The sequence below is a fragment of the Gallaecimonas zhanjiangensis genome (assembly GCF_057624825.1).
This window is the reverse complement of the sequence record NZ_CM172603.1, coordinates 374,609-394,655: the sequence shown is the minus strand read 5'-3', so window position 1 is coordinate 394,655 and position 20,047 is coordinate 374,609. Positions and strand designations below refer to the sequence as shown.

The following is a 20,047-nucleotide window of genomic DNA, read 5'->3' as shown; positions in this document are numbered from 1 at the left end:
GCGAAAAATAAATTTTTGGTTACTCAGGAGATGGATGTCCTTTATTCCTTTATTCTCATGCAAAAAATTAAGCCTACAGGGCGCCAACTCATGGCTTAATACGCCAGACGGTAAACTAGATGAAACGCCGAGGGCCCATTTTCTTATGACTCCCCCTTCCCGCCTTTGGCCGCTTTTTTTGGCGTTTTTGCGCCTGGGGTTGACTGCTTTTGGCGGCCCGGTGGCACACCTGGGGTATTTTCGCGCCGAGTTTGTAGAGCGGCGCCGCTGGCTTACTGGCAGCCGCTATGGCGAGTTGGTGGCCTTGTGCCAATTTTTGCCGGGCCCGGCCAGCAGCCAGGTGGGAATGGCCATCGGTTATGACCGCGCCGGTTACCGTGGCGCCCTGGTCGCCTGGCTGGCCTTCACGCTGCCCTCGGCGCTGCTGATGCTGCTGTTTGCTCTGGGAGTTAGCCATATCGAGGGGCTGGCGGCATCGGGCGCGGTCCATGGCTTAAAAGTGGTGGCTGTGGCGGTGGTGGCGCAGGCCCTGTTAGCCATGGGCCGCCAGCATTGTGCTGGCGTACCCCGCCTGGCTTTGATGCTGGCCAGTTGCCTGTTGGTGTTGTGGCTACCGGGCAGCGGCGGGCAACTGCTGGCCATCGCCCTTGGCGCGGCCAGCGGCTGGCTGTGGCTGGACGCTGCCCCCGCACCGGCAACGCACACACCACCGGGCAAGCACTGGCATTGCTTTGGCTGGCTTGGGCTTTTTGCATTGTTGTTGTTCACCCTGCCCTGGCTGGCAGATATGGGGCTACCTCTGGCCATTGCCGATGCCTTTTACCGAAGCGGCGCCCTGGTGTTTGGCGGCGGCCATGTGGTGTTGCCGCTGCTTGATGCCCAAATGCAAAGCCACCACTGGCTCGGTAGCAACACTTTTCTGGCCGGTTACGGGGCGGCCCAGGCCGTGCCTGGCCCGCTCTTTACCTTTGCCGCCTTTTTGGGTGGGGCCATAGACGGCTGGCGAGGCGGCCTGGTTGCGCTGCTGGCCATTTTTACGCCGGCCGCGCTGCTGGTCTTTGCGGTGTTGCCGCTCTGGGAACGGCTGCGCCAGCAACGGGCCATTCGCAAGGCCCTTGGCGGCATTAACGCCGCCGTGGTGGGCCTGCTGCTGGCCGCTTTGATAACACCGGTTTGGCCGGCGGCCATCGGCAGCCTTGGCGATCTGCTACTGGCGCTGCTGGCACTGCTGATGCTAAGCCGCTGGCGTGTTGCGCCCTGGCAAGTGGTGGCCTTGGGCGCCTTGTGGGGCGAACTGGCAGGGGTTAGTTAGGAGCGGCCTCAAGGGCGGCAATGCGGTTTATCAGCGCCGGTAATCACTCAGAAGATGGATGTCAAAAATACGCACCCTCTCAAAATTAGCCCTGGAGAACATCGTAGAGCCAAGCCTCAAAGCTCGGCAGCTCATAAACTCTCTCTTTGTTGCCTAAATCAATGACGACAACCTTGGGGTCGCCACTTAAGTCATCGCCATCAAAAAAAGCAGCATCATCATTTAGCTGTGCAAAGGGTATTAGATTTCTCCCTTCTAAACCCACCCATGCACCATAACTTCCCCGCAATTTCCACGACAACTGACCGCCTTCCGTGCTTGCATCGTCAAACCACCAGGAAAAATCTTTAGGCAGACCAATAGACTTGGCAAAGTCCAAATATCTACTGGGATATTTAAAACCAGCAGGCAATTGATCGACAGAATAAGGACAAAACTCCTCTTGCATTTTCATAACCTCGTAATCTAAGTAAAGAAAAGGGACACCCATCCAATCATGCTAACAAAAAAAACCGACATCAGCGTAAAGCAAACACCTTGTAAGACTGATTAATACCGCACTGTCGATACAATGCGAAACTGGATATTTGTCTACTCATAAGTAGAATGTCCTTTATCTTTAATTTTCATTCTTTTCTTCCATCAACAAGCCACTGGGGAATATAGTCAGTTTCAAAATTCATTTGGTAACCGTTACGCGCCTTGGCAACGGCAGCCAACGCAGTCAGAGGGAGCGATACCCAACCAGTCTTATTGTATTTGTCACCATTCCAGTACTTTTGGTGCTTTAACACGGCCTCTTTCAAGAAACCATTAAACTCGGCATCGGCATTGCTAGAAAAAATACAGCGGATAATCGGCAGCAGGGGCAGTAAAATGTGGTTCACATATTTCACCCTCTTCTTCTCGCCCTGTACTTCTGCCTTTAATGCTGCTTCCAACAAGGCTCCCATGTCTTTACCCTGCTGGAACATCCCCTTTAACACAGCGACCAACGCCAAATCGAAAGGATCGTTACGAATGTTGGACACAGCAAAATGTTCTGGCATAACCTTTTGCAGGCGCTCTACAGCATTCATATCACGTAATAGAATCGCGGAAAAATACACTCTACACCAGGCATTGGTGTCGGTGTAATCACCTTTTCTACGACCAGTGAACTCATAAACCTCGTTATTGATAGTAGCGGTGAATCTTTCACCTTGCCGCACCAACATATCAAAGTGAGCCACGCCAAACTCTTTAGCGACAGTTAAGTAATAGAGAGTCCTTTTAAGATTCTCATCGGCCATAATTGAGTAGCAAAAAGCCTTGAGGGACTCGCTAACATACAGCCCCATAACATTCCCACCATTATTATTTCCAATATTAGAAACAAGCCCTTGTCCATTCAAAATATCTTCAAAATCACTTAGTTGAACAAAAGCTATTTCCTTTTTAAGAACAACATGACGTTTTATCATGGGTGGGTCCCCCTATATATCCAAACCACTACAATATCCTTAGTCATACTTCACACCCCATTTATCTGAGAAGAAGGTCTTCAATGGTGGCGTTAAAATTCAATGGGTGCGATTAGCTCCCCCGAGCGGTATTTTTCCGCCAGGGGAATGGCGCGCTCAAAAAATTCTTGTTTGATAAGGGGGATAAAATCCATGCGGTCGCCCCGCTCAAAGGCAGCAAGATAGCCTTTAAGGCGCTCCACGTCCCCTTTAATGATGCAGGCGGTGATATGGGTAAACTGCCAGCCGCCGCCCCTGTCGTAGACATCGTAATGAATGCGCAGCTTTCGGGCGATATGTTCGGGTTTGAGCTGCTCTTCAAACCAGGCAAAAGCCTTGGCCTGCAACTCGCCAAGGCGGTCTATCTCAAGGGGGCCGGCCTCACTTCGAATTTCAACATCGCCGGCGCTTGCACCCAAAAGATAAGAGCCACCTTCGACAAAGACCTGCTCTTGGATATCGATAAACCACCTGGGGTTACCTACCAGGCTCAAATAGCACCATTGCCTATTGGGCAACGAACGCAAATTGGGCCTGGCCTGGAGAAACCCCTGTTCATCGTCCTTGAAAAAGAAAGCCCAACCCCCCCCCCCATCATTCCTTGAGGGGAAACGCGCCTTAAAATACTTGACCAGTTCTGCTTTTTTCATAACGCCATCCAACCCCGCTGATATTCCATGTAATAAGTCCTGTTACTTGTGGGCTGATAACGCACTGGGCACAGCTGCACTTCGTTGTTGCGAACTTATCAAAAAACGGCGCGAGAAGGTCGCCTTTATCAGCACCGACTCGCCATGCAGTTATTGGCAGCTGTTGCCATAGGGCAAGCCCGAACGCAGGGGATAACGTAGATATGAGCCAGTGCAAAGGATGAGTGAAAGGAGGTGCTGAGCGTTTGATTAGCCAGGAGCAGGATGGCCCCTGGCGCAGGAGGCGGTTTAGAGCAAACCGGCTTCGAAGGTGAGGGTGAGGTTGTCGCGGCGGCGGTCGGCTTTGATGCCGTCGGCTTTACCTTGCAGGCCGGTTTCCAGCAGGTAGCGGCCGGCAACGCTTGGGGTCAGGGTGAGTTGGCCTTTGCCGTCGGTAACCAGGTGCTGGCGGCCTGGGTCGTTACGGTACAGCTCGCCGCCGTGAGACAAGGTGACTTCCAGCTTGGGCACGGGTTTACCGTCCAGGGTGAAGGTGAAGGTCACCGGTTCTTTTTCAACGATGTCGGCGGGGTGTTTGCTTAAGGTCACTTCCAGGCCATGGCCGGTGGCTTTGAGGGGAGCGTCGGTGGGGCCGTTGACGGTAACAAAGGCCAGGGCCTTGCCGACAACCTGCATGGTCTGCACCTCGGTCGCGTCTTTAGGCAGCTTGGCCTTGGCTTGTTGTTTATCCAAGAACAGCCGTTTGCGCTCGTCGCCTTCTTTATAGAAGGTCATGTAACGGGGCGCCCCGGACAGCTCCAGGCGGTAGGTGCCGTCGGTTTTCAACAATGCCTCGGCCAGGGACTGGCGTTTGCCCTGGTAGTGGGAGGCAATGGTTTGTTGCTTGCCGTCGGGGCCGAACAGTTTGAGGTTGTCGGCGCTGACCGGTTTGTCGACCACGAAGGTCATGTTACCGGCGGTGACGGTGACCTCAATCCAGGTGTTGTCGCTGGAGAGGGTGTATTGGCTTGGCATCACCCAAACGGTGTGGGCACTGGCGGCGGCGCTGACAAAAGCAAAGCCGGCCAAAAGGTGGCGCAGTTTCATGGTTAGTTGCTCCTTGCAGGATAAGAGAGGGTGACCGGGCCAAGCTCGGGCTTGGCAGCCAGGGTTTTGGTGAATGCCTGGCCGGCAAAATGCAGCTTCTCGCTGAGGATGCTGCGCCCGCCGTGCTCGCGGGCCGCCTCAAAATAGATGCTGTAGTCGCCGTCGGGCAGCAGCTGGCCGCTGTCGTCTTTGCCGTCCCAGCTCAGCTGGTAGTTGCCGGGCAGGCGGGTGGCGCTGCTGAGTGCGTCCACCAGTTGGCTGTCGCGGCGGCCGACCTTGCGCCAAAAGGCGCGCAGATCCTTGAGCCAGTCGTCTTCGCCGCGCCACAGCGCCAGGGTGCGCACCGGCTTGCCGTTGGCATCCTCAATCCAGGCGGCCACATAGGGGCGCTGGTATTCGTGGGTGTCGATGCTGGGTACACCAAGGCTGATATCCAGGCTTGGCGCGGCGGCCAGCGGCAAACTGCTGCACAGCAGCACGGGCAATAACAGGCCCTTGACCATAAGAGGCTCCTTCTACGTATGGGAAGACAATAAAAAGGCCAGCACCATCAGCAGGCCCCCGAACAGGGAAGTCAGCAGCCCGGCGTTACGGCGCGACAGTTGCCGCCACAACAGGTAAAAGCCGCTCAGCGCGAACAGCACGCAGATAACCGCCACCACATCAATCAGCCAGCGCCAGCTGCCACCGGCGTGGCGGCCTTTATGCAGATCGTTGGCCAGGCTCAGGTAACCGGCGAAATCGTCCACCAGGTAAAACTGCTGCTCGGCCAGGTTGATGTCGGCCAGGGCATAACCGCCGGGTCGCTTGATATCCAGCTCGATGCGCTGCTCTGACTCGTCAAAGGTTTGGGTGAGCTCGCCCCCCGGCATGCCGTGAGCCTGTTCCAACCACTGGCGCAGCCGGGCGGCCAGGGCCCGGCGCTGGTCGCTACCGGCCGGCAGCGCCGTGGGAAATTGCCCTTCAGGCAGGCGCTGTTCCAGCTCCCGGTAATGCTTACCGGCATCGCTGCCCCAGTCGCCGTGATTGAGGGTGACCCCGGTCAGGGAAAAGAACAGCAGCGCCAGCAGCACCGCCATGGAGCTGTAGATATGGATAAGGCGGATATTTTTAAGCAGCCATTGCTGACGTTTGGAAAGGCGCATCGACAAAGTGGGTTAGCCAAAGTGCGCGAATGATAACTGATAACCATTGTCATTTTCACCTTTGCACGAGCCGCTTTCGATAAAAGGCATAAAAAAAGGCGCCAAACGGCGCCTTTTCAATAAAACCCGGCTTAGGGGCGGGGTACAAAACCCACGGCCTCGTAGACCTTTTTAAGGGTCTGGGCGGCGCGGGCGCTGGCTTCCTGGGCCCCGGCGCGCATGATGGCGTCTAGGGTGGTGCGGTCTTCGCGCAGCTCCTTGTAACGGGCTTGCAAAGGCTCAAGGAAGTTCACCACGGCGTCGGCTACATCGCCTTTAAGGTGGCCGTACATGCGCCCTTCAAACTCGCCTTCGAGGGTTTCGATGCTCTTGCCACTGATGGCAGAGAGAATACCCAGCAGGTTGGAAACACCGGCTTTGTTCTCGGCATCAAAACGGACCAAAGGCGGCTCGTCGGAGTCGGTAACGGCGCGTTTGATCTTCTTGGTAATGACCTTGGGATCTTCCAAGAGGCCGATGAAGTTGCCCTGGTTGTCGTCAGACTTGGACATCTTCTTGGTGGGGTCTTGCAGACTCATCACCCGCGCCGCCACCTTGGGAATAAAGGGTTCGGGAACAGTGAACACGTCGCCGTAGATGTTGTTGAAGCGGAAGGCCACATCACGAGACAGCTCCAGGTGCTGCTTTTGGTCCTGGCCGACCGGGATTTGGTTGGCCTGGTACAAGAGGATGTCGGCCGCCATCAGCGCCGGGTAGGTAAAGAGGCCGGCGTTGATGTTGTCGGCAAAGCGGGCGGACTTGTCCTTGAACTGGGTCATGCGCGACAGCTCGCCAAACTGGGTGTAGCAGTTGAGCACCCAGGCCAGCTGGGCGTGCTCGGGCACATGGGATTGCACAAAGACGCTGGAGCGCTTGGGGTCGATGCCGCAGGCCAGGTACAGTGCCAGGCTGTCGAGGGTGGCCTCGTACAGTTTTTTCGGGTCCTGGCGCACGGTAATGGCGTGCAGGTCGACGATGCAATACAGGCAGTCGTAGTCAGATTGCATCTGGTCCCACTGCCGCAACGCGCCCAGGTAGTTGCCAAGGGTAAGCTGGCCGGAGGGTTGCGCGCCGCTCAAGACAATGGGTTTGGACATGACTAACTGTACCTCTGTTGCAGGGCGCCAAGCGTTTTGAGCTGCGCCAACGAATCAATAATAAAATCGGGGTGACAAAGGCCGATATCTTCCCCGTAGTTGTAACCACCCGTCAAGCCGACCGAGACGCAGCCGGCCCCTTGGGCAGCCTGGATGTCGTTTTTCGAGTCGCCCACCAGCATCAGCTCGCCAGGGGCGATGTGCCACTGCTGGCACAGCCAGGTGAGCGGCAAAGGATCGGGCTTTTTAGCGGCCAGGGTGTCGCCGCACAGCAGGTGCTCAAAGTAAGGCTCAAGGCCCAACTCGCGCACCAGCGGCACCGCAAAATGGGTGGCCTTGTTGGTCACCAGCGCCAGCTTGAAGCCGCGCGCCTCAAGCTCGGCCAGCACCGCGATAGCATCGGCCAGCAGGGTGGAATCCACCGCCAGGTGGCTCTCGTAGGCCGACTCGAACAGCGCCAGGGCGTTGGCCGGCTCGCCAAGCTCGGCGCAGGCCCGCTCCACCAGCTTTTTAATGCCGTTGCCTATCCATTGGCCCACCGTTGCCTCACTGACCGCCGCCAGCCCCAACTGGCGGCGCATGGCGTTGGCGGCCCAGGCGAGATCCGGCAGGCTGTGCACCAAGGTGCCGTCGAGGTCGAACGCGACCGCCTTTATCATGCGCAGGCCTTGGCCAGTTCGCTGCGCATGGCGTCGATCACCGCTTGGTAATCGGGCTTGCCGAAGATGGCGGAGCCGGCCACAAACATGTCAGCGCCGGCAGCGGCGATTTCACCGATGTTGTCCACTTTGACGCCGCCGTCGATTTCCAGGCGGATGTCACGGCCGCTCTCGATGATTCGCTGGCGCACCTGGCGCAGCTTGTCGAGGGTGCCGGGAATAAAAGACTGGCCGCCAAAGCCGGGGTTGACCGACATCAGCAAAATCACGTCGAGCTTGTCCATCACGTAATCGAGGTAATGGAGCGGAGTGGCAGGGTTAAACACCAGGCCGGCCTGGCAGCCGCTGTCCTTAATCAGGCCCAGGGTGCGGTCGACATGTTCGGAGGCCTCTGGATGAAAGGTAATAATGCTGGCGCCAGCCTTGGCAAAATCCGGCACGATGCGGTCTACGGGCTTGACCATCAGGTGCACATCGATGGGAGCCTTAATGCCGTAATTGCGCAGCGCGTCGCAGACCATGGGCCCAATGGTGAGGTTGGGCACATAGTGGTTATCCATGACGTCAAAATGCACCACGTCGGCGCCGGCAGCCAGCACATTGGCTACCTCTTCGCCCAGGCGGGCAAAGTCGGCCGACAAAATAGAAGGGGCAATCAAAAAGTCTTTCATGGGCAGGCTCCAGATTCAGTCCGGCGCTATTGTAAACCAAGCGATAGCGTTCATGGGTAATGAAGCCGGACTTTGCTATGGTCTGGCGGTAGTGAACAAGGAGGCAGTATGCAATTACGCGACCCCGAGTTACTTAAATCCCAGGCCTATATTGACGGCCAATGGCAGCAAGCCGGCAAGAGCTTTGAAGTTACCAACCCCGCCGACGGCAGCGTGCTGGCCCAGGTACCGAGCCTGAGCGAAGCCGATGTAAAAGTTGCCATCGACGCCGCCCACAACGCCCTGCCCGCCTGGCGTGCGGCCACCGCCAAGGAACGCAGCCAAAAGCTGCGCCGCTGGTTTGAGCTCATCATGAGCAACCAGCAGGATTTGGCCCAAATCATGAGCGCCGAACAAGGCAAACCCGTTGCCGAGGCGCGCGGCGAAATCGCCTACGCCGCCTCTTTTGTCGAGTGGTTTGCCGAAGAAGCCAAGCGCGCCTACGGCGATATTATCCCCGCTCCGCAAGCTGGCCAGCAGCTGCTGGTGCAACGGGCCCCGGTTGGGGTGGTTGCCACCATTACCCCCTGGAACTTCCCCGCCGCCATGATCACCCGCAAGGTGGCCCCGGCCCTCGCCGCCGGTTGCACCGTGGTTTCTCGCCCCGCCTCGCAAACGCCGCTAACGGCCCTGGCACTGGCTGAACTCGCCCACCGCGCCGAAATTCCGGCCGGGGTATTCAATGTGGTTACCGGCGACGCCGGCAGCATCGGCAAGGTGCTCACCAGCAGCACCAAGGTGCGCAAGCTCTCCTTTACCGGCTCCACCGCCGTGGGTGCCCTGTTGATGGAGCAATGTGCCCACGACATCAAAAAGCTGTCGCTGGAGCTGGGCGGCAACGCGCCTTTTATTGTCTTTGACGACGCCGACCTCGACGCCGCTGTTGAAGGGGCCATGGCCGCCAAGTTTCGTAACGCCGGGCAAACCTGCGTCTGCGCCAACCGCTTTTATGTCCACGACAAAGTCATGGAGCGCTTTACCGAAAAGCTGCAACAGGCCATGCACACCCTCAAGGTGGGCGCCGGCACCGAAGCGGGAGTGACCACAGGCCCGTTGATTGATTTAAAAGCGGTTGAGAAAGTCGAGGCCCACGTCAAAGACGCCCTGGATAAAGGCGCCACCCTGCATATGGGCGGCAAACGCCATAGCCGTGGCGGCAGCTTCTTCGAGCCCACCCTGTTAAGCGGCATGACTCAGGAAATGCGAATAGCCGAAGAAGAAACCTTCGGCCCAGTGGCGACGCTCTTTCCCTTTGAGGACGAAGCCCAGGCCATTGCCATGGCCAACGACACTCCCTTTGGCCTGGCTGCCTACTTTTACAGCCAGGATCTGGCCCGGGTGTTCCGGGTCGCAGGCCAGCTCGAATCGGGCATGGTGGGCATCAATACCGGGTTGGTCTCCAACGAGGTGGCCCCTTTTGGTGGCGTTAAATCCTCGGGGCTGGGCCGGGAAGGCTCCAAATACGGCCTGGATGAATACCTGGAAATGAAATACCTGTGCCTGGCCGGGCTGGGTAAATAATTGTTCAAGGCGGCCCCAAAATAACCATTGGCCTGACCAATGTGTATTTTATCAACCGGGGCCGCAACTTAGCTTCACCATAAGTACTCACTTCCCGTAAAACATAGAAAACTAGCTAAACAAACTCCTCCTTCCTGTCGATTTGCCAATTGCATCGCCCCCTTTTCTTCAAGTAAAGTCCGCCTTCGCCTTTTTTCACAAAGGTAAATTGGTATTACCATTTTAAATAATAGGGAACGACGTGCTCAAGACGTATACGCCGTTTATCCTGGCGATGACTGCCAGCGCTTTCGCAGTTCACGCCGACGAGATTAACGATCACATTCAAGTCAGCCAGGCCATTACCTTTGCCAACAACTATGTCTCCCGTGGAGTCAGCGGTTCGTCTAACGATCCAGTGGTGCAGGGATATATCGATATTGCCCACGACAGCGGCGCTTACGTGGGGCTGTGGGGAACGTCCGGAGATGAAGGGGGCGAAATTGACTGGTGGGGCGGCTATGTCTACCAGCTCAATGCCGATTACGCGCTGGATTTTCGCCTGGCCCGTTTTTATTACCCTGGCGGCAGCAACCATCAAACCGAAGGTTCAGTCACCCTGATGACGCCCTGGTTCAATCTCTCAGCCCGCCACGACTGGGACTATGGCCACAACTATTACGAACTGAACAAGGCCCTGCCCCTGGCTGACAACTGGCAGCTGCAACTGCACGCCGGCTACAAGCATTACGGTGAGAAGCGCTATTCCCCGGATTATTGGGCTTATGGCAAAGCCTACGCCGACGCCGCCGTCAAACTGGGTTATGCCCTTAGCCAGCACCAAAGCCTCTTTGTGGGCTACAGCTGGCATCAGGACAACGACAAGGCCCACGCCACCGAAGGCAAAATATTGTTCGGCCTTACCGCCAGCTTTTGATTTTCCCATCCTTGCGTCGATTTGACCGCTCGGGGCCTTTGGCCCCTTTTTTATTGGCCAGGATTTAAACAGTTGGGTATACTCAGCAACTGTTTAGCCAATTGCTTAAGGAGGACAGAATGCCAATCAGAAAAGCCGCCGCGCTGGGTCTGATCGTTGCTTTGCTGGCCTCCATGGCCATTTGGCTTGCCCGCCCCGCTGCCAGCAGCGAAGAGTCAGAAGCCCAGGTCAGCTGGGGACAGTGGTTGATCGGTAAAAGCGGTTCGGTGCAGATGCACTTTCTGGACTTGCTTGAGCTGGTAACCCGTCACGAAAATGGCCAGCAGGTCAAAAAGTAACAAACCCCGCTCCAACCTTTTCCTGAGTATTGCAGGCGCCCTTTTTGGTGTGCAAAGCAGCAAGCGCCATGCCCAGGATTTCGCCTCGCAATCACCCCTGCCTTACATAATCGGCGGCATTGTCGGTGTGGTGCTGTTCGTTCTGCTGCTCTGGCTGCTGGTGAGCCTGGTGCTCGGCTGAGCGATACAGGGCCAGAAGCTCACCCACCTTTTGCCGGCCACTGCCGTTGCGGCTGATGCTGCGTTTTACCTGCACCGTATTGAGGGCGGCGTCCCGGTAAAGCCAGCGGGTGTGCTCGGTGTCGTGGTTGGAGATAAGCACCGACACCCCGCGGCGGCTCGATTCCAGCGCCGTCTTGGCCAGCATTGCCTGGTCGTCCAGGGTAAAGCCCGGGCTGGCGTAGGTAGTAAAACTGGCGGTCACCGAAAGCGGCACATAGGGCGGGTCGCAATACACCACATGGCGGCTGCCGGCGTTATGCATGGCGCTGACAAAATGCTGGCAGGTAAACACGGCCCGGCGCGCTCTTTCTGCAAAAAAGCCCAGCTCGTCTTCGGGAAAGTAAGGCGCCTTATAGGAGCCAAAGGGCACGTTGAAGCCGCCTTTGCGGTTGTAACGGCACAGGCCGTTGTAGCCGTGGCGGTTTAAGTACAAAAACAGCAAGGAGCGCTGGTAACTGTCGCGGCTGGCGTTGAACTGCTCCCTGTGCCGGTAGTAAACCGCTCGCTGGTTGGTGGCAGGGGTAAACAGCTGCCGGGCGTCGCGGATAAAGCGGTTAGGGTCTGCGGTCAGGTGCTGGTAGAGGGCAATCAAGTCAGGGTTGATGTCGTTCAGCACGTAGCGATCGAAGTCGCTATTAAGAAACACCGAGCCGGCGCCCACGAAGGGTTCCACCAGTACCTCACCCTCGGGAAGATGGCGGCGAATATCGTCAACCAGCGAGTATTTGCCGCCAGCCCATTTTAAAAAGGCACGGTGTTTCTTCATGAGGGCCAATAGAGGTAAAGACAGTCCGCCATTCTAGCCTTTGCCAGCCTTAATTTCTGCCTTGATTTTGTCGTAACGCTTGGGCCAGGCCCCCGCTTTGCGAAAGGTGGCCGGCAGCTTGGCAATGGCCGCCTTGGCGTCGTCCAGATTGGCGTAGTTGCCCTGCACCACCAAGTAAAAATCCTGGCCGTTGCGGCGGGTTTTCACCAGTTGCCAGTCGCTGACGCCTTGCCCAGCCATAGCCGCCTGAACCTTGCCTTGGTCTTGCCCGGCAATAAGTTGCAGCGCGTAGTGGCTGTCGGGGATACCGGCAGGCCAGGCATCATTTTTAGGTTCGGCTTTGGCCGGGGCGGGCTGGGCTGGCTCGGTTTTGGGCTCAGGCTTGGGCTGCTGGGCCACTTGCGGCTTGGGCTGAGGGTCGGCCTTTTCAGCCTCTGGCTTTGGCTCACTGGCGGTGGGCGCAGTAGCAGCGGGCTCAGTAGCCGGCGCGCTGGCATTGGCATCGACATGGATGATGTCTGCCCGGGCTTCGGCCATGTCTTTGCGCTGCTCAGCGTTCATCTGCGGCGGCGCCGCAGGCTTGTCCGACTCTGGCTCGGCATGAGTCGCATTGGGCACAGAGGTGCTGTTTTGTACCGGCTGCGGCTTCAAGGCCACGGCGCCAGGACTGGCATTGCCGGTCACGCCAGGTAACGGCACCGATACCGATTGCGGCGCATCGGCCTCTTTGCCTTTATAAAGCACGGCCAGCACAACCATCGCCAACACCAGGGCGGCCGCCACAATCAGCAGCAGCGGTTTGGGCTTTTTAGACTTGGTTTCGGCCTTGGCACTGGCCGGCGCTTCCTTCTGGCCAATGTCGCCCAGCCAGATTGGTTGCCAACGCAGCGCCGGGACCGCGGCGGTGTCGGGGGCGATCACCAGCAGGCCCATTTGGTCGTCGGTATGTTCGCTAAGGGCGAGGAATTCTCTGAAGATATCGGCTTCCAAAGGGCAGGAGCCATCAACAATCAATAGCCGCTGCGCGCCTTGCTGCGACAGGCGCAGGTAGCTCTCGGCTAGGGTATCGTCCGGGTTGATAACGGGGTCGGAGAACCACTGGGAAAGGATATCGGTGCGCAGCTTGCGCATGCCCGGGGACTTTTTGTAACGCAGCAGGGCCACGTCTTGGCCGTCGGGGAGTTTATCCAGCAGACGGTTGATCAGTAGGCCTCGGTCGGCATTGTCAGGCTCGATGACCACCACAGGGTCCTGGCCAAAATGCAGCAGGTGTTGGATCCGGCTTAGCAGGGCCTCAAGGGCATTTGGCATAGCTCAACTCAATGGTTGGCCGTCTGAACAGCCGCGATGGCAGCCAGGATCTCCGCTTCGGTGGCGTCACTGACCACAACGGCCTGACCCAGGCCCTTTGGCAATACCAGTCGCAACTTGCCGGCCAGTACTTTTTTGTCACGCATCATCAGCGGCAGGTACTGCTCCGGCGTCATTTGGGCTGGCCCTTTGAGAGGCAAACCGGCAGCTTTATTCAGACGGTAAAGGCGCATCAGCTGCTCATCATCCAGCATCCCCCTGGACTTGGCAAGTTCGGCCGCCATCAGCATACCGGCGCCGACAGCTTCGCCGTGGAGCCAGTTGCCGTACCCCTGATTAGCCTCGATGGCATGGCCGAAAGTGTGGCCAAGATTGAGGTGGGCACGTACCCCTTGCTCGCGCTCGTCCTGGGCAACGATGTCGGCCTTGATGGCCAAAGAGGTGGCAATGGCATGAGAAAGCAGGGCTTTATCCTTGGCTCTCAGCCCGGCCATATTGGCTTCAAGCCAGAGGAAGAAATCGGCATCGGCAATGACGCCGTATTTGATGACTTCGGCAAGACCGGCCGACATTTCATTGTCTGGCAAGGTATCGAGCCAGTGCAGATCCACATGCACCGCCTGGGGCTGATGGAAGGCACCGATAAGGTTCTTGCCCAGCGGATGGTTGACAGCGGTTTTACCGCCTACCGCCGAGTCCACCTGGGACAACAAGGTGGTGGGCAGCTGGATAAAATCCATGCCCCGCTGGTAGCAGGCAGCCGCAAAGCCGGTGATATCCCCCACCACACCGCCGCCCAGGGCGATGAGCATACCGTCACGCCCAAGGCCAGCTTCAATCAGGCAGCCGATGAGGCGCTCGAGCTCACCCAGGTTTTTGGCACCTTCGCCATTGGGCAGTTCAAAGCAGGTCAGGGATTTTGGGGCGTCCCCCAGGAAAGATTTCAGGGTTTGCAGGTGACCGGCCAGGGGCGCCTGGCTAACAACAACAACCGAACGCCCCTGAACCTGATCTTTAAGACTGGGATGCAACCCTAGGCCTATGAGTATCGGATAACTTCTCTCACCAAGGCCTACATCCAGTCTTTTCATAACGTTAGAAACCCAGTTGGTCAATGATTTGGCTGGCCACGCTGCGGGCACTTTGATCGTCGGTACGAACCACGATATCGGCCACTTCTTCGTACAGCGGGTTGCGCTCTTCTGCCAGGCGAACCAGGGTGTCCTTCGGCTCGCCTTTTTGCAGCAACGGGCGACGCTTGTCTTTTTGGGTACGGGCCAACTGTTTGTCGATGGTGGTTTCAAGGTAAACCACGATCCCCCGCGCGGAAATGCGGTTGCGGGTATCTTTGTTGATGACGGCACCACCACCGGTGGCCAGGACAATGCCCTGCAGCTCAGTCAGCTCTTCAATAACACTGCATTCGCGCTTGCGAAAGCCATCTTCACCCTCGACATCAAACACCCAGTTGATATCGGCACCGGTGCGGCGCTCTATCTCATGGTCTGAGTCGTAGAATTCCAGATGGAGATCTTGGGCAAGTTGACGGCCAATGGTGCTTTTGCCAGCCCCCATGGGGCCAATAAGAATGATATTGCGTTTTTCTGCCATATTGGTGATTACGTCTTCGCTATCTGAAACAGGGGGCGGAACGCCCTGGTGAAAGTTCCCCACAGGTCGTTAGGTGACGGCGGATTATCGCAATTGTACGCCCATCAGGCAACTGAACATGGCAAGCATCTTGTCAGCGCTTACAAAATAAAGGGGCCCTGCCAAGCAGGGCCCCTTGCCATTGAAGGGTAGATTTTCAGGCTCTGGCCGCTAAATTCGGTGCCAGAGCCTTGTTTTCATTAAAATCTAGTCCAGGTCCTCGGTGACGATCCGTGGCGTAACGAAGATCAGCAGCTCGCTCTTCACATTGGAGTCTGAGGTGTTGCGGAACAGCCAGCCAAGGCCGGGGATATCACCCAGCAGCGGCACCTTGTACACCACTTTCGAGCGCTCCTGCTGGAAGATACCGCCCAGCACTATGGTTTCGCCGTTATCCACCAGTACCTGGGTACCGATTTCCTTGGTGTCGATGGCAACGGCGCTACCGGTTGCGGTCTGTACTGTGTCGCCACGGGTATCTTCGGTGATCACCAGGTCCAGAATAATCTTGTTATCCGGGGTGATCTGCGGGGTCACCTGCAGACTCAGCACCGCTTTTTTGAAGGTAACCGAGGTGGCACCAGAAGAAGTGCTTTGCACGTAGGGGATCTCGGTACCCTGCTCGATGTAGGCCGCCTTCTGGTTAGCCGTGGTCAAGCGCGGGTTGGAGATGATCTCGCCTTTGTTCTCCTGCTCCAGAGCCGACAGCTCCAAGTCCAGCAGTTTGCCGTCCGCCAATTTCGCGATATGGAAACCAATGGAAGCGGCATTGTCGACACTGGCTGGCAGGTTGACGTTCAGGCGGTCCGCCAAGTCCACAGAGCTGCTGCCACCGTTGGCGGCGCCGTTGGCTCCTTCCAGGGTACCAGACACGCCGTTACTGCCGTTGGCGTCGGTAAAGCCCAGGCGCACACCCAAGTCTTCCACCACGCTGTCTTTTACGGTGACGATGCGCGACTCAATCAACACCTGTTTAACCGGCACATCAAGCACCTTGATGAGGTTCTTGATTTCTTTGAGCTTGTCTTCGGTGTCTTGCACCAACAGAGTGTTGGTCCGCTCATCGATGGTCACGGTGCCACGCTCGGAGAGCAGGCTTGCTTCACTGCTTTTGAGCAAGTCAGCCAGATCCTTAGCCTTGGCGTAGTTTATCTGGATGAACTCGGAGAACAGCGGTACCAGAGTCTGCACCTTGTTCTGGGCTTCCAGCTCCTGGGCTTCACGGGCGGTGAGCTCATCGGCCGGGGCCACCATCAGAATGTTGCCATCAACCCGTTTGCCCAACCCTTTGACTTTAAGCACGATGTCCAGCGCCTGGTCCCAGGGCACACCATCGAGACGCAAGGTGATATTGCCGTTGACGGTATCGGAGGTCACCAGGTTGAAGTTGTTGTAGTCGGCAATGATCTGCAACACGGTACGCACCGGAATGTCCTGGAAGTTCAGGGAGATGCGTTTGCCGTCGTAAGAGGCTTTTTCTTTCTCCTTGGCGGTTTCCTTTTTAGGCAGCACTTCCAGAGAGAACAGGTTATTAGACTGCTGGTATTTGAAGGTGAAATTACCAGTGGGCTTGATCACTATCCGGGTTTTGTCGCCATCGCGGAAGGTTTCAATATTCTGCACCGGCGTACCAAAGTCGGTTACATCCAGCTGGTAGATCAACTTGTCCGGGATAGCGGTGTTGAGGAACTCGGCAACAATACGCGGCCCTTGCTGGTGCACGTCCACCGCAGCGGAGGTGTTTTGCATAAACACCAGCATCTTGCCTTCGTCGTCCTTGCCACGGCGAAAATCAATGGCCTTGATGGCATTGATTTGTTTGCCGTCACCCTCTTCACTACCGCCGGCAATGGCCTGACCCAGCGACACCACATAACGGTTGTCGACACGTTTGGTCTGGTAGGACATCAGTTTGTCCAGATGCAGTACCGCCCGCACCCCATCGTTGATATGGGTGGTGGTGATCTTATCGAGGCCCCCCGCCGCGACAGCCAGCTCCGACATGGCCAGCTTGGAGTCGACACCGCGAAAATCGATGTAGAGCTCGGCCGGGTTGTAGGAGATACGGGTACGGGGTTCGATAAAGTCCCCGTCCATCACGAATTCCAGTTCTATCCCTTGTCTGCCAAGGGTGTTTTCCTTCACATCCACCAAGGAAGTCGCCAGAGCCTGGGCTACCGGCATGGCCAGCAGCAGCCCCAGGGCGATTTGTTTAGCCCGACGCCATACAGAAAAGGCCGGGGTTCTAGGGGATTTGCAAGCATTCATCACATCATGTCCCTTCGAGAATCTCATTGTTATTCACTGACCAAGTCGAGCGACGCATCACGCTCTTGCCAGCACCCCGCCCCATCCGGAACCAGCTCCCGTATCTTGATGCCGCTACGGGAGATCTCCTGAATTAAGCCGTTATATAGCCCCAGATAGTTACCGGTGGTGACCCTGTACAGGTTGCCGTCGCCAGCCCTGACCAGGGCCCACAACTCACCTGCGCTGCCCAGGGTGCCTTTCATAGAAAGGGTATCCAGCGGGAACTGCTCCAAAGGCTCTTTGACCCGATCAAAATCGGGCTGCAAACAATCGGGGTTACGGTTAGCCGCACTTTCCGCCAGCAGTTCGGGACTCGGCGGGGTAAAGGGACTGCGCCGGTCACCGGGCTCGTAGCGGAAGTGCTCAAAGGATTTGAGCTCTGGCATCGGTTCAATACCGGGCACTGGGCGCTGCTTCACTTCGGCGACGAAGGCCTGCAGGTCACTGGTGTCGTCATTACAACCGGCCAGCCCCAGCACCGATACCAGCAGCAGCCATTTAGCGTTTCTTCTTGGCATTGCTGTCCTCCTTATATCGGTATGTCTTGGCCTGCAGCTTCATCAGCAGCTTGCCGTCAGGCAGGGCCTTGATATCGAAGTTGTGGAGGGTGACGATGCGCGGCAGCGCCGCCACGTCACTGACAAAGGTGCCAAGCTGGTGGTAATCCCCTACCACCTCTATATCGATGGGCAGCTCGATATAGAATTCCTTTTCCTGTGGTGCCTGCCATTGGATAACCCGGAAATCCAGGCCGCTGGAGGTGCCCACAAAGTTAATGTCGTCAAGCAAGCCAGCTGTTTCGTCCTCGGTTGGCAACTGCTTCAAGAACTGGGAGAAGGTCGCTTCCAGTTGCAGCATCTGCGCGCGGTAGGCCTCAAGGTTGGCCGCCATTCGCTGCTTGCTTTCAAAGGTATGCTTAAGCTCTTCTTCCTTTTTCTGCTCGGCAAACAGCTGGTCGAGGTTGTCGCTGATTTGCACGTAGTAGAAAAGCGCCGCCACCACGATGCAGACAAAGCCGATAAAGACCGCTTTGGCGGCCTTGGGCCAGCTGCCGATTTCCGAGAGGTCTAGTTCGTTGATGTTCATTTTTTACCTCCCGCAGCCGGTGCCGGGGCAACGCCGTCCAGGCGAACCTGTACGCCCAGGTCAAAGTCTGAAAGAGCACTGGACTTGTTAACCGACTGAATACGCCGCGGCTCGGGATTGGCCAGCCACTCGGATTCCTTGATGTAGCGGATAAGGCTGGACACCCGGTTGTTGGACTCGGTTTTCCCTTTCACCGACAAATCGTCGCCATCGCGCTTCATTTCGGTCAGGTACATGCCGGGAGGTACGGAGTCGGCCACGGTATCGAAAATATGCGCGGTCACGTTCCGGCTGGCCCGCAGGCGAGCGATGAGGCCCATGCGCTGTTGCAGGTCGGCTTTACGCTTTTTCAGCAGTTCGATTTCGGAGATAGCCTGCTCCAGCTCTTTGATTTGCCCTTGCAGGTAGGCGTTACGCTGGCGCTGACCATCGACATATTGGCTGACTATCCAGTTAGCCAGAAAGGCCAGCAGCACGGTCAGCACCACCATGCCGATAAGGGTGGCGGTGAACTCCTTTTTCTCCTTTTCCCTGGCTTCTTCCCGCCAGGGCAGAAGGTTGATGTTTGCCATTAACCGAAACTCCTCTGGGCCAGGCCTGTGGCAATCGCCAGGGCCGCGTTGTAGCGCTCGAAGTCGCGTTTATTAACGTCAGCCCCAACCTTCATGCCGGCAAAGACATCGGCCACCAACACTTGGTAGCCCAGCTCTTCGGTCAGAGTTTCAGGCAGGCCTTCTACCATGGCCGAGCCGCCGGTCAGCAGCAGTGCGTCCAGTTCGTCATGGCCGGAGGTGGTGTAGAAAAGTTGCAGGGAGCGACGGGCCAGTTGCAGGAATTCGGTTTGAAAAGGGGCCAGCACTTCAAGGGCCGCGCTGCTGGGCAGCTCGCCGCGCAATTTCACGCGCTCGGCCTCGTCCACGCTCATGTCGTAAGTGGACTGGATGATCTGGTTAAGGTGCTCGCCGCCAAAGGCCTCTTCCCGGGTGTAAATCACCTCGCCGTTTTCCATCACCGCCAGGGTGCTGGTACGGGCACCGATATCGATGACTCCCACCAGCTTGGCGTCGGCCAAACCGGGCTGGCGCGCCGCGACCGACGCCATGGCTCTCCCCAGAGCGTAGGCTTCGATGTCCATGATGCCGGTATCAAGACCGGCGATTTCCATGGCGCTGACCCTGGCCACCACCGACTCGGAGCGGGCCGCCGACAGCAGCACGTCTACCCGGGAAGGGTCGTTGGCATGAGGATGGAGGCGTTCAAAATCCAGGTTAACCTCGTCCAGTGGGTGGGGGATGAGGTTCTCGGCCTCCACCTCTATCTGGCTCATCATTTCATCGTCGCTTAAGGAAGCGTCCATGAGAATGATCTTGGTCATCACCGACGAACCGGCCACTGCCATGGCGGCAGTCTGGATTTTCGAGGGCAAGCGGCGCACCAGACGACGCAGTGCCTCACCCACGGGTTCGATGTCTTGGATTTCGTGGTCGACTACAGCCCCTTTGGGTGTGGGTTCAACGGCCACCGCTTCAACTTTGAACGTGTTACCATTTTTCGCCAGTAACACGGCCTTGATCGAGTGTGAACCGATATCAACGCCAACCATGATGGGGGCTTGCCGACGGAAGAGTTTTGCAAGCATAGGACCGTCGTAAATTTTTTGTTATGTGGTGAACAAGAATAGTGCTCTTTTTGCAAGCGGTCTAGTTGAGCGTTTATAGTTTTGCCGC

Annotated in this window: 23 protein-coding genes; 5 read left to right on the top strand and 18 right to left on the bottom strand. The window is 57.2% G+C overall.

All coding sequences use genetic code 11. The features are described from left to right. Window positions 1-145: 145 nt before the first annotated feature. Entirely contained in the window at window positions 146-1,312 is a 1,167-nt protein-coding gene (gene chrA, locus AC22G1_RS01875) for a chromate efflux transporter (protein ID WP_487315263.1), read from the top strand. An 85-nt stretch (window positions 1,313-1,397) separates the two neighbouring features. Here the strand turns inward: chrA and AC22G1_RS01870 are convergent, their stop codons facing one another. From AC22G1_RS01870 to rpe, 9 genes are all read right to left on the bottom strand, one after another. Then, complete coding sequence (locus tag AC22G1_RS01870) at window positions 1,398-1,766, bottom strand: hypothetical protein (RefSeq protein ID WP_487315262.1); 369 nt, start codon at window positions 1,764-1,766, stop codon at window positions 1,398-1,400. Between the two features lie 172 nt (window positions 1,767-1,938). After that, window positions 1,939-2,775, bottom strand: coding sequence for an immunity 49 family protein (locus tag AC22G1_RS01865; protein WP_487315261.1), 837 nt, complete (start codon window positions 2,773-2,775; stop codon window positions 1,939-1,941). Window positions 2,776-2,867: 92 nt separating this feature from the next. Beyond that, window positions 2,868-3,464 carry a DUF6990 domain-containing protein gene (locus AC22G1_RS01860; RefSeq protein WP_487315260.1) on the bottom strand — a complete coding sequence of 199 codons (597 nt, stop codon included), beginning with the start codon at window positions 3,462-3,464 and terminating at the stop codon, window positions 2,868-2,870. A 288-nt stretch (window positions 3,465-3,752) separates the two neighbouring features. Next, complete coding sequence (locus AC22G1_RS01855) at window positions 3,753-4,550, bottom strand: DUF4198 domain-containing protein (RefSeq protein ID WP_487315259.1); 798 nt, start codon at window positions 4,548-4,550, stop codon at window positions 3,753-3,755. 2 nt (window positions 4,551-4,552) lie between these two features. After that, window positions 4,553-5,053, bottom strand: a complete 501-nt coding sequence (locus AC22G1_RS01850; RefSeq protein ID WP_487315258.1) for a DUF2271 domain-containing protein — start codon at window positions 5,051-5,053, stop codon at window positions 4,553-4,555. A 12-nt stretch (window positions 5,054-5,065) separates the two neighbouring features. Next, window positions 5,066-5,695: a PepSY-associated TM helix domain-containing protein gene (locus AC22G1_RS01845; protein ID WP_487315257.1), complete on the bottom strand. Its 630-nt coding sequence runs from the start codon at window positions 5,693-5,695 to the stop codon at window positions 5,066-5,068. Between the two features lie 131 nt (window positions 5,696-5,826). Further along, entirely contained in the window at window positions 5,827-6,831 is a 1,005-nt protein-coding gene (gene trpS, locus AC22G1_RS01840) for a tryptophan--tRNA ligase (protein WP_487315256.1), read from the bottom strand. 2 nt (window positions 6,832-6,833) lie between these two features. After that, entirely contained in the window at window positions 6,834-7,490 is a 657-nt protein-coding gene (locus tag AC22G1_RS01835; protein WP_487315255.1) for a phosphoglycolate phosphatase, read from the bottom strand. After that, complete coding sequence (rpe, locus tag AC22G1_RS01830; protein WP_487315254.1) at window positions 7,487-8,161, bottom strand: ribulose-phosphate 3-epimerase; 675 nt, start codon at window positions 8,159-8,161, stop codon at window positions 7,487-7,489. Before rpe ends, AC22G1_RS01835 begins: the two co-directional genes overlap by 4 nt. 108 nt (window positions 8,162-8,269) lie before the next feature. Here rpe and AC22G1_RS01825 point away from each other — a divergent pair, with 108 nt between their 5' ends. From AC22G1_RS01825 to AC22G1_RS01810, 4 genes are all read left to right on the top strand, one after another. Beyond that, window positions 8,270-9,721: an NAD-dependent succinate-semialdehyde dehydrogenase gene (locus AC22G1_RS01825; protein ID WP_487315253.1), complete on the top strand. Its 1,452-nt coding sequence runs from the start codon at window positions 8,270-8,272 to the stop codon at window positions 9,719-9,721. Between the two features lie 241 nt (window positions 9,722-9,962). Then, window positions 9,963-10,637, top strand: a complete 675-nt coding sequence (locus AC22G1_RS01820; protein WP_487315252.1) for a TorF family putative porin — start codon at window positions 9,963-9,965, stop codon at window positions 10,635-10,637. Window positions 10,638-10,756: 119 nt separating this feature from the next. After that, a complete protein-coding gene (locus AC22G1_RS01815; protein WP_050659219.1) occupies window positions 10,757-10,975 on the top strand; it encodes a hypothetical protein in 219 nt (72 codons plus the stop codon). Continuing rightward, entirely contained in the window at window positions 10,953-11,156 is a 204-nt protein-coding gene (locus AC22G1_RS01810; RefSeq protein ID WP_487315251.1) for a DUF2970 domain-containing protein, read from the top strand. Before AC22G1_RS01815 ends, AC22G1_RS01810 begins: the two co-directional genes overlap by 23 nt. On the opposite strand, the gene AC22G1_RS01805 is transcribed toward AC22G1_RS01810, so the two are convergent. From AC22G1_RS01805 to pilM, 9 genes are all read right to left on the bottom strand, one after another. Beyond that, complete coding sequence (locus AC22G1_RS01805; RefSeq protein ID WP_487315250.1) at window positions 11,067-11,963, bottom strand: Dam family site-specific DNA-(adenine-N6)-methyltransferase; 897 nt, start codon at window positions 11,961-11,963, stop codon at window positions 11,067-11,069. The genes AC22G1_RS01810 and AC22G1_RS01805 overlap by 90 nt on opposite strands. A 33-nt stretch (window positions 11,964-11,996) precedes the next feature. Then, complete coding sequence (locus AC22G1_RS01800) at window positions 11,997-13,274, bottom strand: SPOR domain-containing protein (protein WP_487315249.1); 1,278 nt, start codon at window positions 13,272-13,274, stop codon at window positions 11,997-11,999. Window positions 13,275-13,282: 8 nt separating this feature from the next. Next, window positions 13,283-14,365, bottom strand: a complete 1,083-nt coding sequence (aroB, locus tag AC22G1_RS01795) for a 3-dehydroquinate synthase (RefSeq protein ID WP_487315248.1) — start codon at window positions 14,363-14,365, stop codon at window positions 13,283-13,285. A gap of 4 nt (window positions 14,366-14,369) precedes the next feature. Further along, window positions 14,370-14,885 carry a shikimate kinase AroK gene (gene aroK / locus AC22G1_RS01790; protein ID WP_050659215.1) on the bottom strand — a complete coding sequence of 172 codons (516 nt, stop codon included), beginning with the start codon at window positions 14,883-14,885 and terminating at the stop codon, window positions 14,370-14,372. A gap of 246 nt (window positions 14,886-15,131) precedes the next feature. Then, window positions 15,132-17,192 carry a type IV pilus secretin PilQ gene (locus tag AC22G1_RS01785; protein WP_487315247.1) on the bottom strand — a complete coding sequence of 687 codons (2,061 nt, stop codon included), beginning with the start codon at window positions 17,190-17,192 and terminating at the stop codon, window positions 15,132-15,134. Window positions 17,193-17,221: 29 nt separating this feature from the next. After that, entirely contained in the window at window positions 17,222-17,752 is a 531-nt protein-coding gene (locus AC22G1_RS01780; protein WP_050659213.1) for a pilus assembly protein PilP, read from the bottom strand. Further along, the gene (gene pilO, locus AC22G1_RS01775; protein ID WP_050659212.1) at window positions 17,733-18,320 is read right to left on the bottom strand and encodes a type IV pilus inner membrane component PilO; all 588 of its coding nucleotides are present in this window, start codon (window positions 18,318-18,320) and stop codon (window positions 17,733-17,735) included. Before pilO ends, AC22G1_RS01780 begins: the two co-directional genes overlap by 20 nt. Further along, the gene (locus tag AC22G1_RS01770) at window positions 18,317-18,892 is read right to left on the bottom strand and encodes a PilN domain-containing protein (RefSeq protein WP_487315246.1); all 576 of its coding nucleotides are present in this window, start codon (window positions 18,890-18,892) and stop codon (window positions 18,317-18,319) included. The genes pilO and AC22G1_RS01770 overlap by 4 nt, the downstream gene beginning before the upstream one ends. Then, window positions 18,892-19,923: a pilus assembly protein PilM gene (pilM, locus tag AC22G1_RS01765; protein ID WP_487315245.1), complete on the bottom strand. Its 1,032-nt coding sequence runs from the start codon at window positions 19,921-19,923 to the stop codon at window positions 18,892-18,894. Before pilM ends, AC22G1_RS01770 begins: the two co-directional genes overlap by 1 nt. Between the last annotated feature and the right edge of the window lie 124 nt (window positions 19,924-20,047).

Excerpts from the sequence above, each read along its gene's own strand:
- AC22G1_RS01855 (WP_487315259.1), bottom strand. The coding sequence starts at position 4,550 with ATGAAACTGCGCCACCTTTTGGCCGGCTTTGCTTTTGTCAGCGCCGCC.
- AC22G1_RS01860 (WP_487315260.1), bottom strand. The coding sequence starts at position 3,464 with ATGAAAAAAGCAGAACTGGTCAAGTATTTTAAGGCGCGTTTCCCCTCA.
- AC22G1_RS01800 (WP_487315249.1), bottom strand. The coding sequence starts at position 13,274 with ATGCCAAATGCCCTTGAGGCCCTGCTAAGCCGGATCCAACACCTGCTG.
- AC22G1_RS01815 (WP_050659219.1), top strand. The coding sequence starts at position 10,757 with ATGCCAATCAGAAAAGCCGCCGCGCTGGGTCTGATCGTTGCTTTGCTG.
- AC22G1_RS01835 (WP_487315255.1), bottom strand. The coding sequence starts at position 7,490 with ATGATAAAGGCGGTCGCGTTCGACCTCGACGGCACCTTGGTGCACAGC.
- aroK (WP_050659215.1), bottom strand. The coding sequence starts at position 14,885 with ATGGCAGAAAAACGCAATATCATTCTTATTGGCCCCATGGGGGCTGGC.
- AC22G1_RS01785 (WP_487315247.1), bottom strand. The coding sequence starts at position 17,192 with ATGAATGCTTGCAAATCCCCTAGAACCCCGGCCTTTTCTGTATGGCGT.
- trpS (WP_487315256.1), bottom strand. The coding sequence starts at position 6,831 with ATGTCCAAACCCATTGTCTTGAGCGGCGCGCAACCCTCCGGCCAGCTT.
- AC22G1_RS01810 (WP_487315251.1), top strand. The coding sequence starts at position 10,953 with ATGGCCAGCAGGTCAAAAAGTAACAAACCCCGCTCCAACCTTTTCCTG.
- AC22G1_RS01770 (WP_487315246.1), bottom strand. The coding sequence starts at position 18,892 with ATGGCAAACATCAACCTTCTGCCCTGGCGGGAAGAAGCCAGGGAAAAG.
- rpe (WP_487315254.1), bottom strand. The coding sequence starts at position 8,161 with ATGAAAGACTTTTTGATTGCCCCTTCTATTTTGTCGGCCGACTTTGCC.
- aroB (WP_487315248.1), bottom strand. The coding sequence starts at position 14,365 with ATGAAAAGACTGGATGTAGGCCTTGGTGAGAGAAGTTATCCGATACTC.
- AC22G1_RS01825 (WP_487315253.1), top strand. The coding sequence starts at position 8,270 with ATGCAATTACGCGACCCCGAGTTACTTAAATCCCAGGCCTATATTGAC.
- AC22G1_RS01845 (WP_487315257.1), bottom strand. The coding sequence starts at position 5,695 with ATGCGCCTTTCCAAACGTCAGCAATGGCTGCTTAAAAATATCCGCCTT.
- pilM (WP_487315245.1), bottom strand. The coding sequence starts at position 19,923 with ATGGTTGGCGTTGATATCGGTTCACACTCGATCAAGGCCGTGTTACTG.
- AC22G1_RS01870 (WP_487315262.1), bottom strand. The coding sequence starts at position 1,766 with ATGAAAATGCAAGAGGAGTTTTGTCCTTATTCTGTCGATCAATTGCCT.
- AC22G1_RS01865 (WP_487315261.1), bottom strand. The coding sequence starts at position 2,775 with ATGATAAAACGTCATGTTGTTCTTAAAAAGGAAATAGCTTTTGTTCAA.
- AC22G1_RS01850 (WP_487315258.1), bottom strand. The coding sequence starts at position 5,053 with ATGGTCAAGGGCCTGTTATTGCCCGTGCTGCTGTGCAGCAGTTTGCCG.
- AC22G1_RS01780 (WP_050659213.1), bottom strand. The coding sequence starts at position 17,752 with ATGCCAAGAAGAAACGCTAAATGGCTGCTGCTGGTATCGGTGCTGGGG.
- AC22G1_RS01805 (WP_487315250.1), bottom strand. The coding sequence starts at position 11,963 with ATGAAGAAACACCGTGCCTTTTTAAAATGGGCTGGCGGCAAATACTCG.
- chrA (WP_487315263.1), top strand. The coding sequence starts at position 146 with ATGACTCCCCCTTCCCGCCTTTGGCCGCTTTTTTTGGCGTTTTTGCGC.
- pilO (WP_050659212.1), bottom strand. The coding sequence starts at position 18,320 with ATGAACATCAACGAACTAGACCTCTCGGAAATCGGCAGCTGGCCCAAG.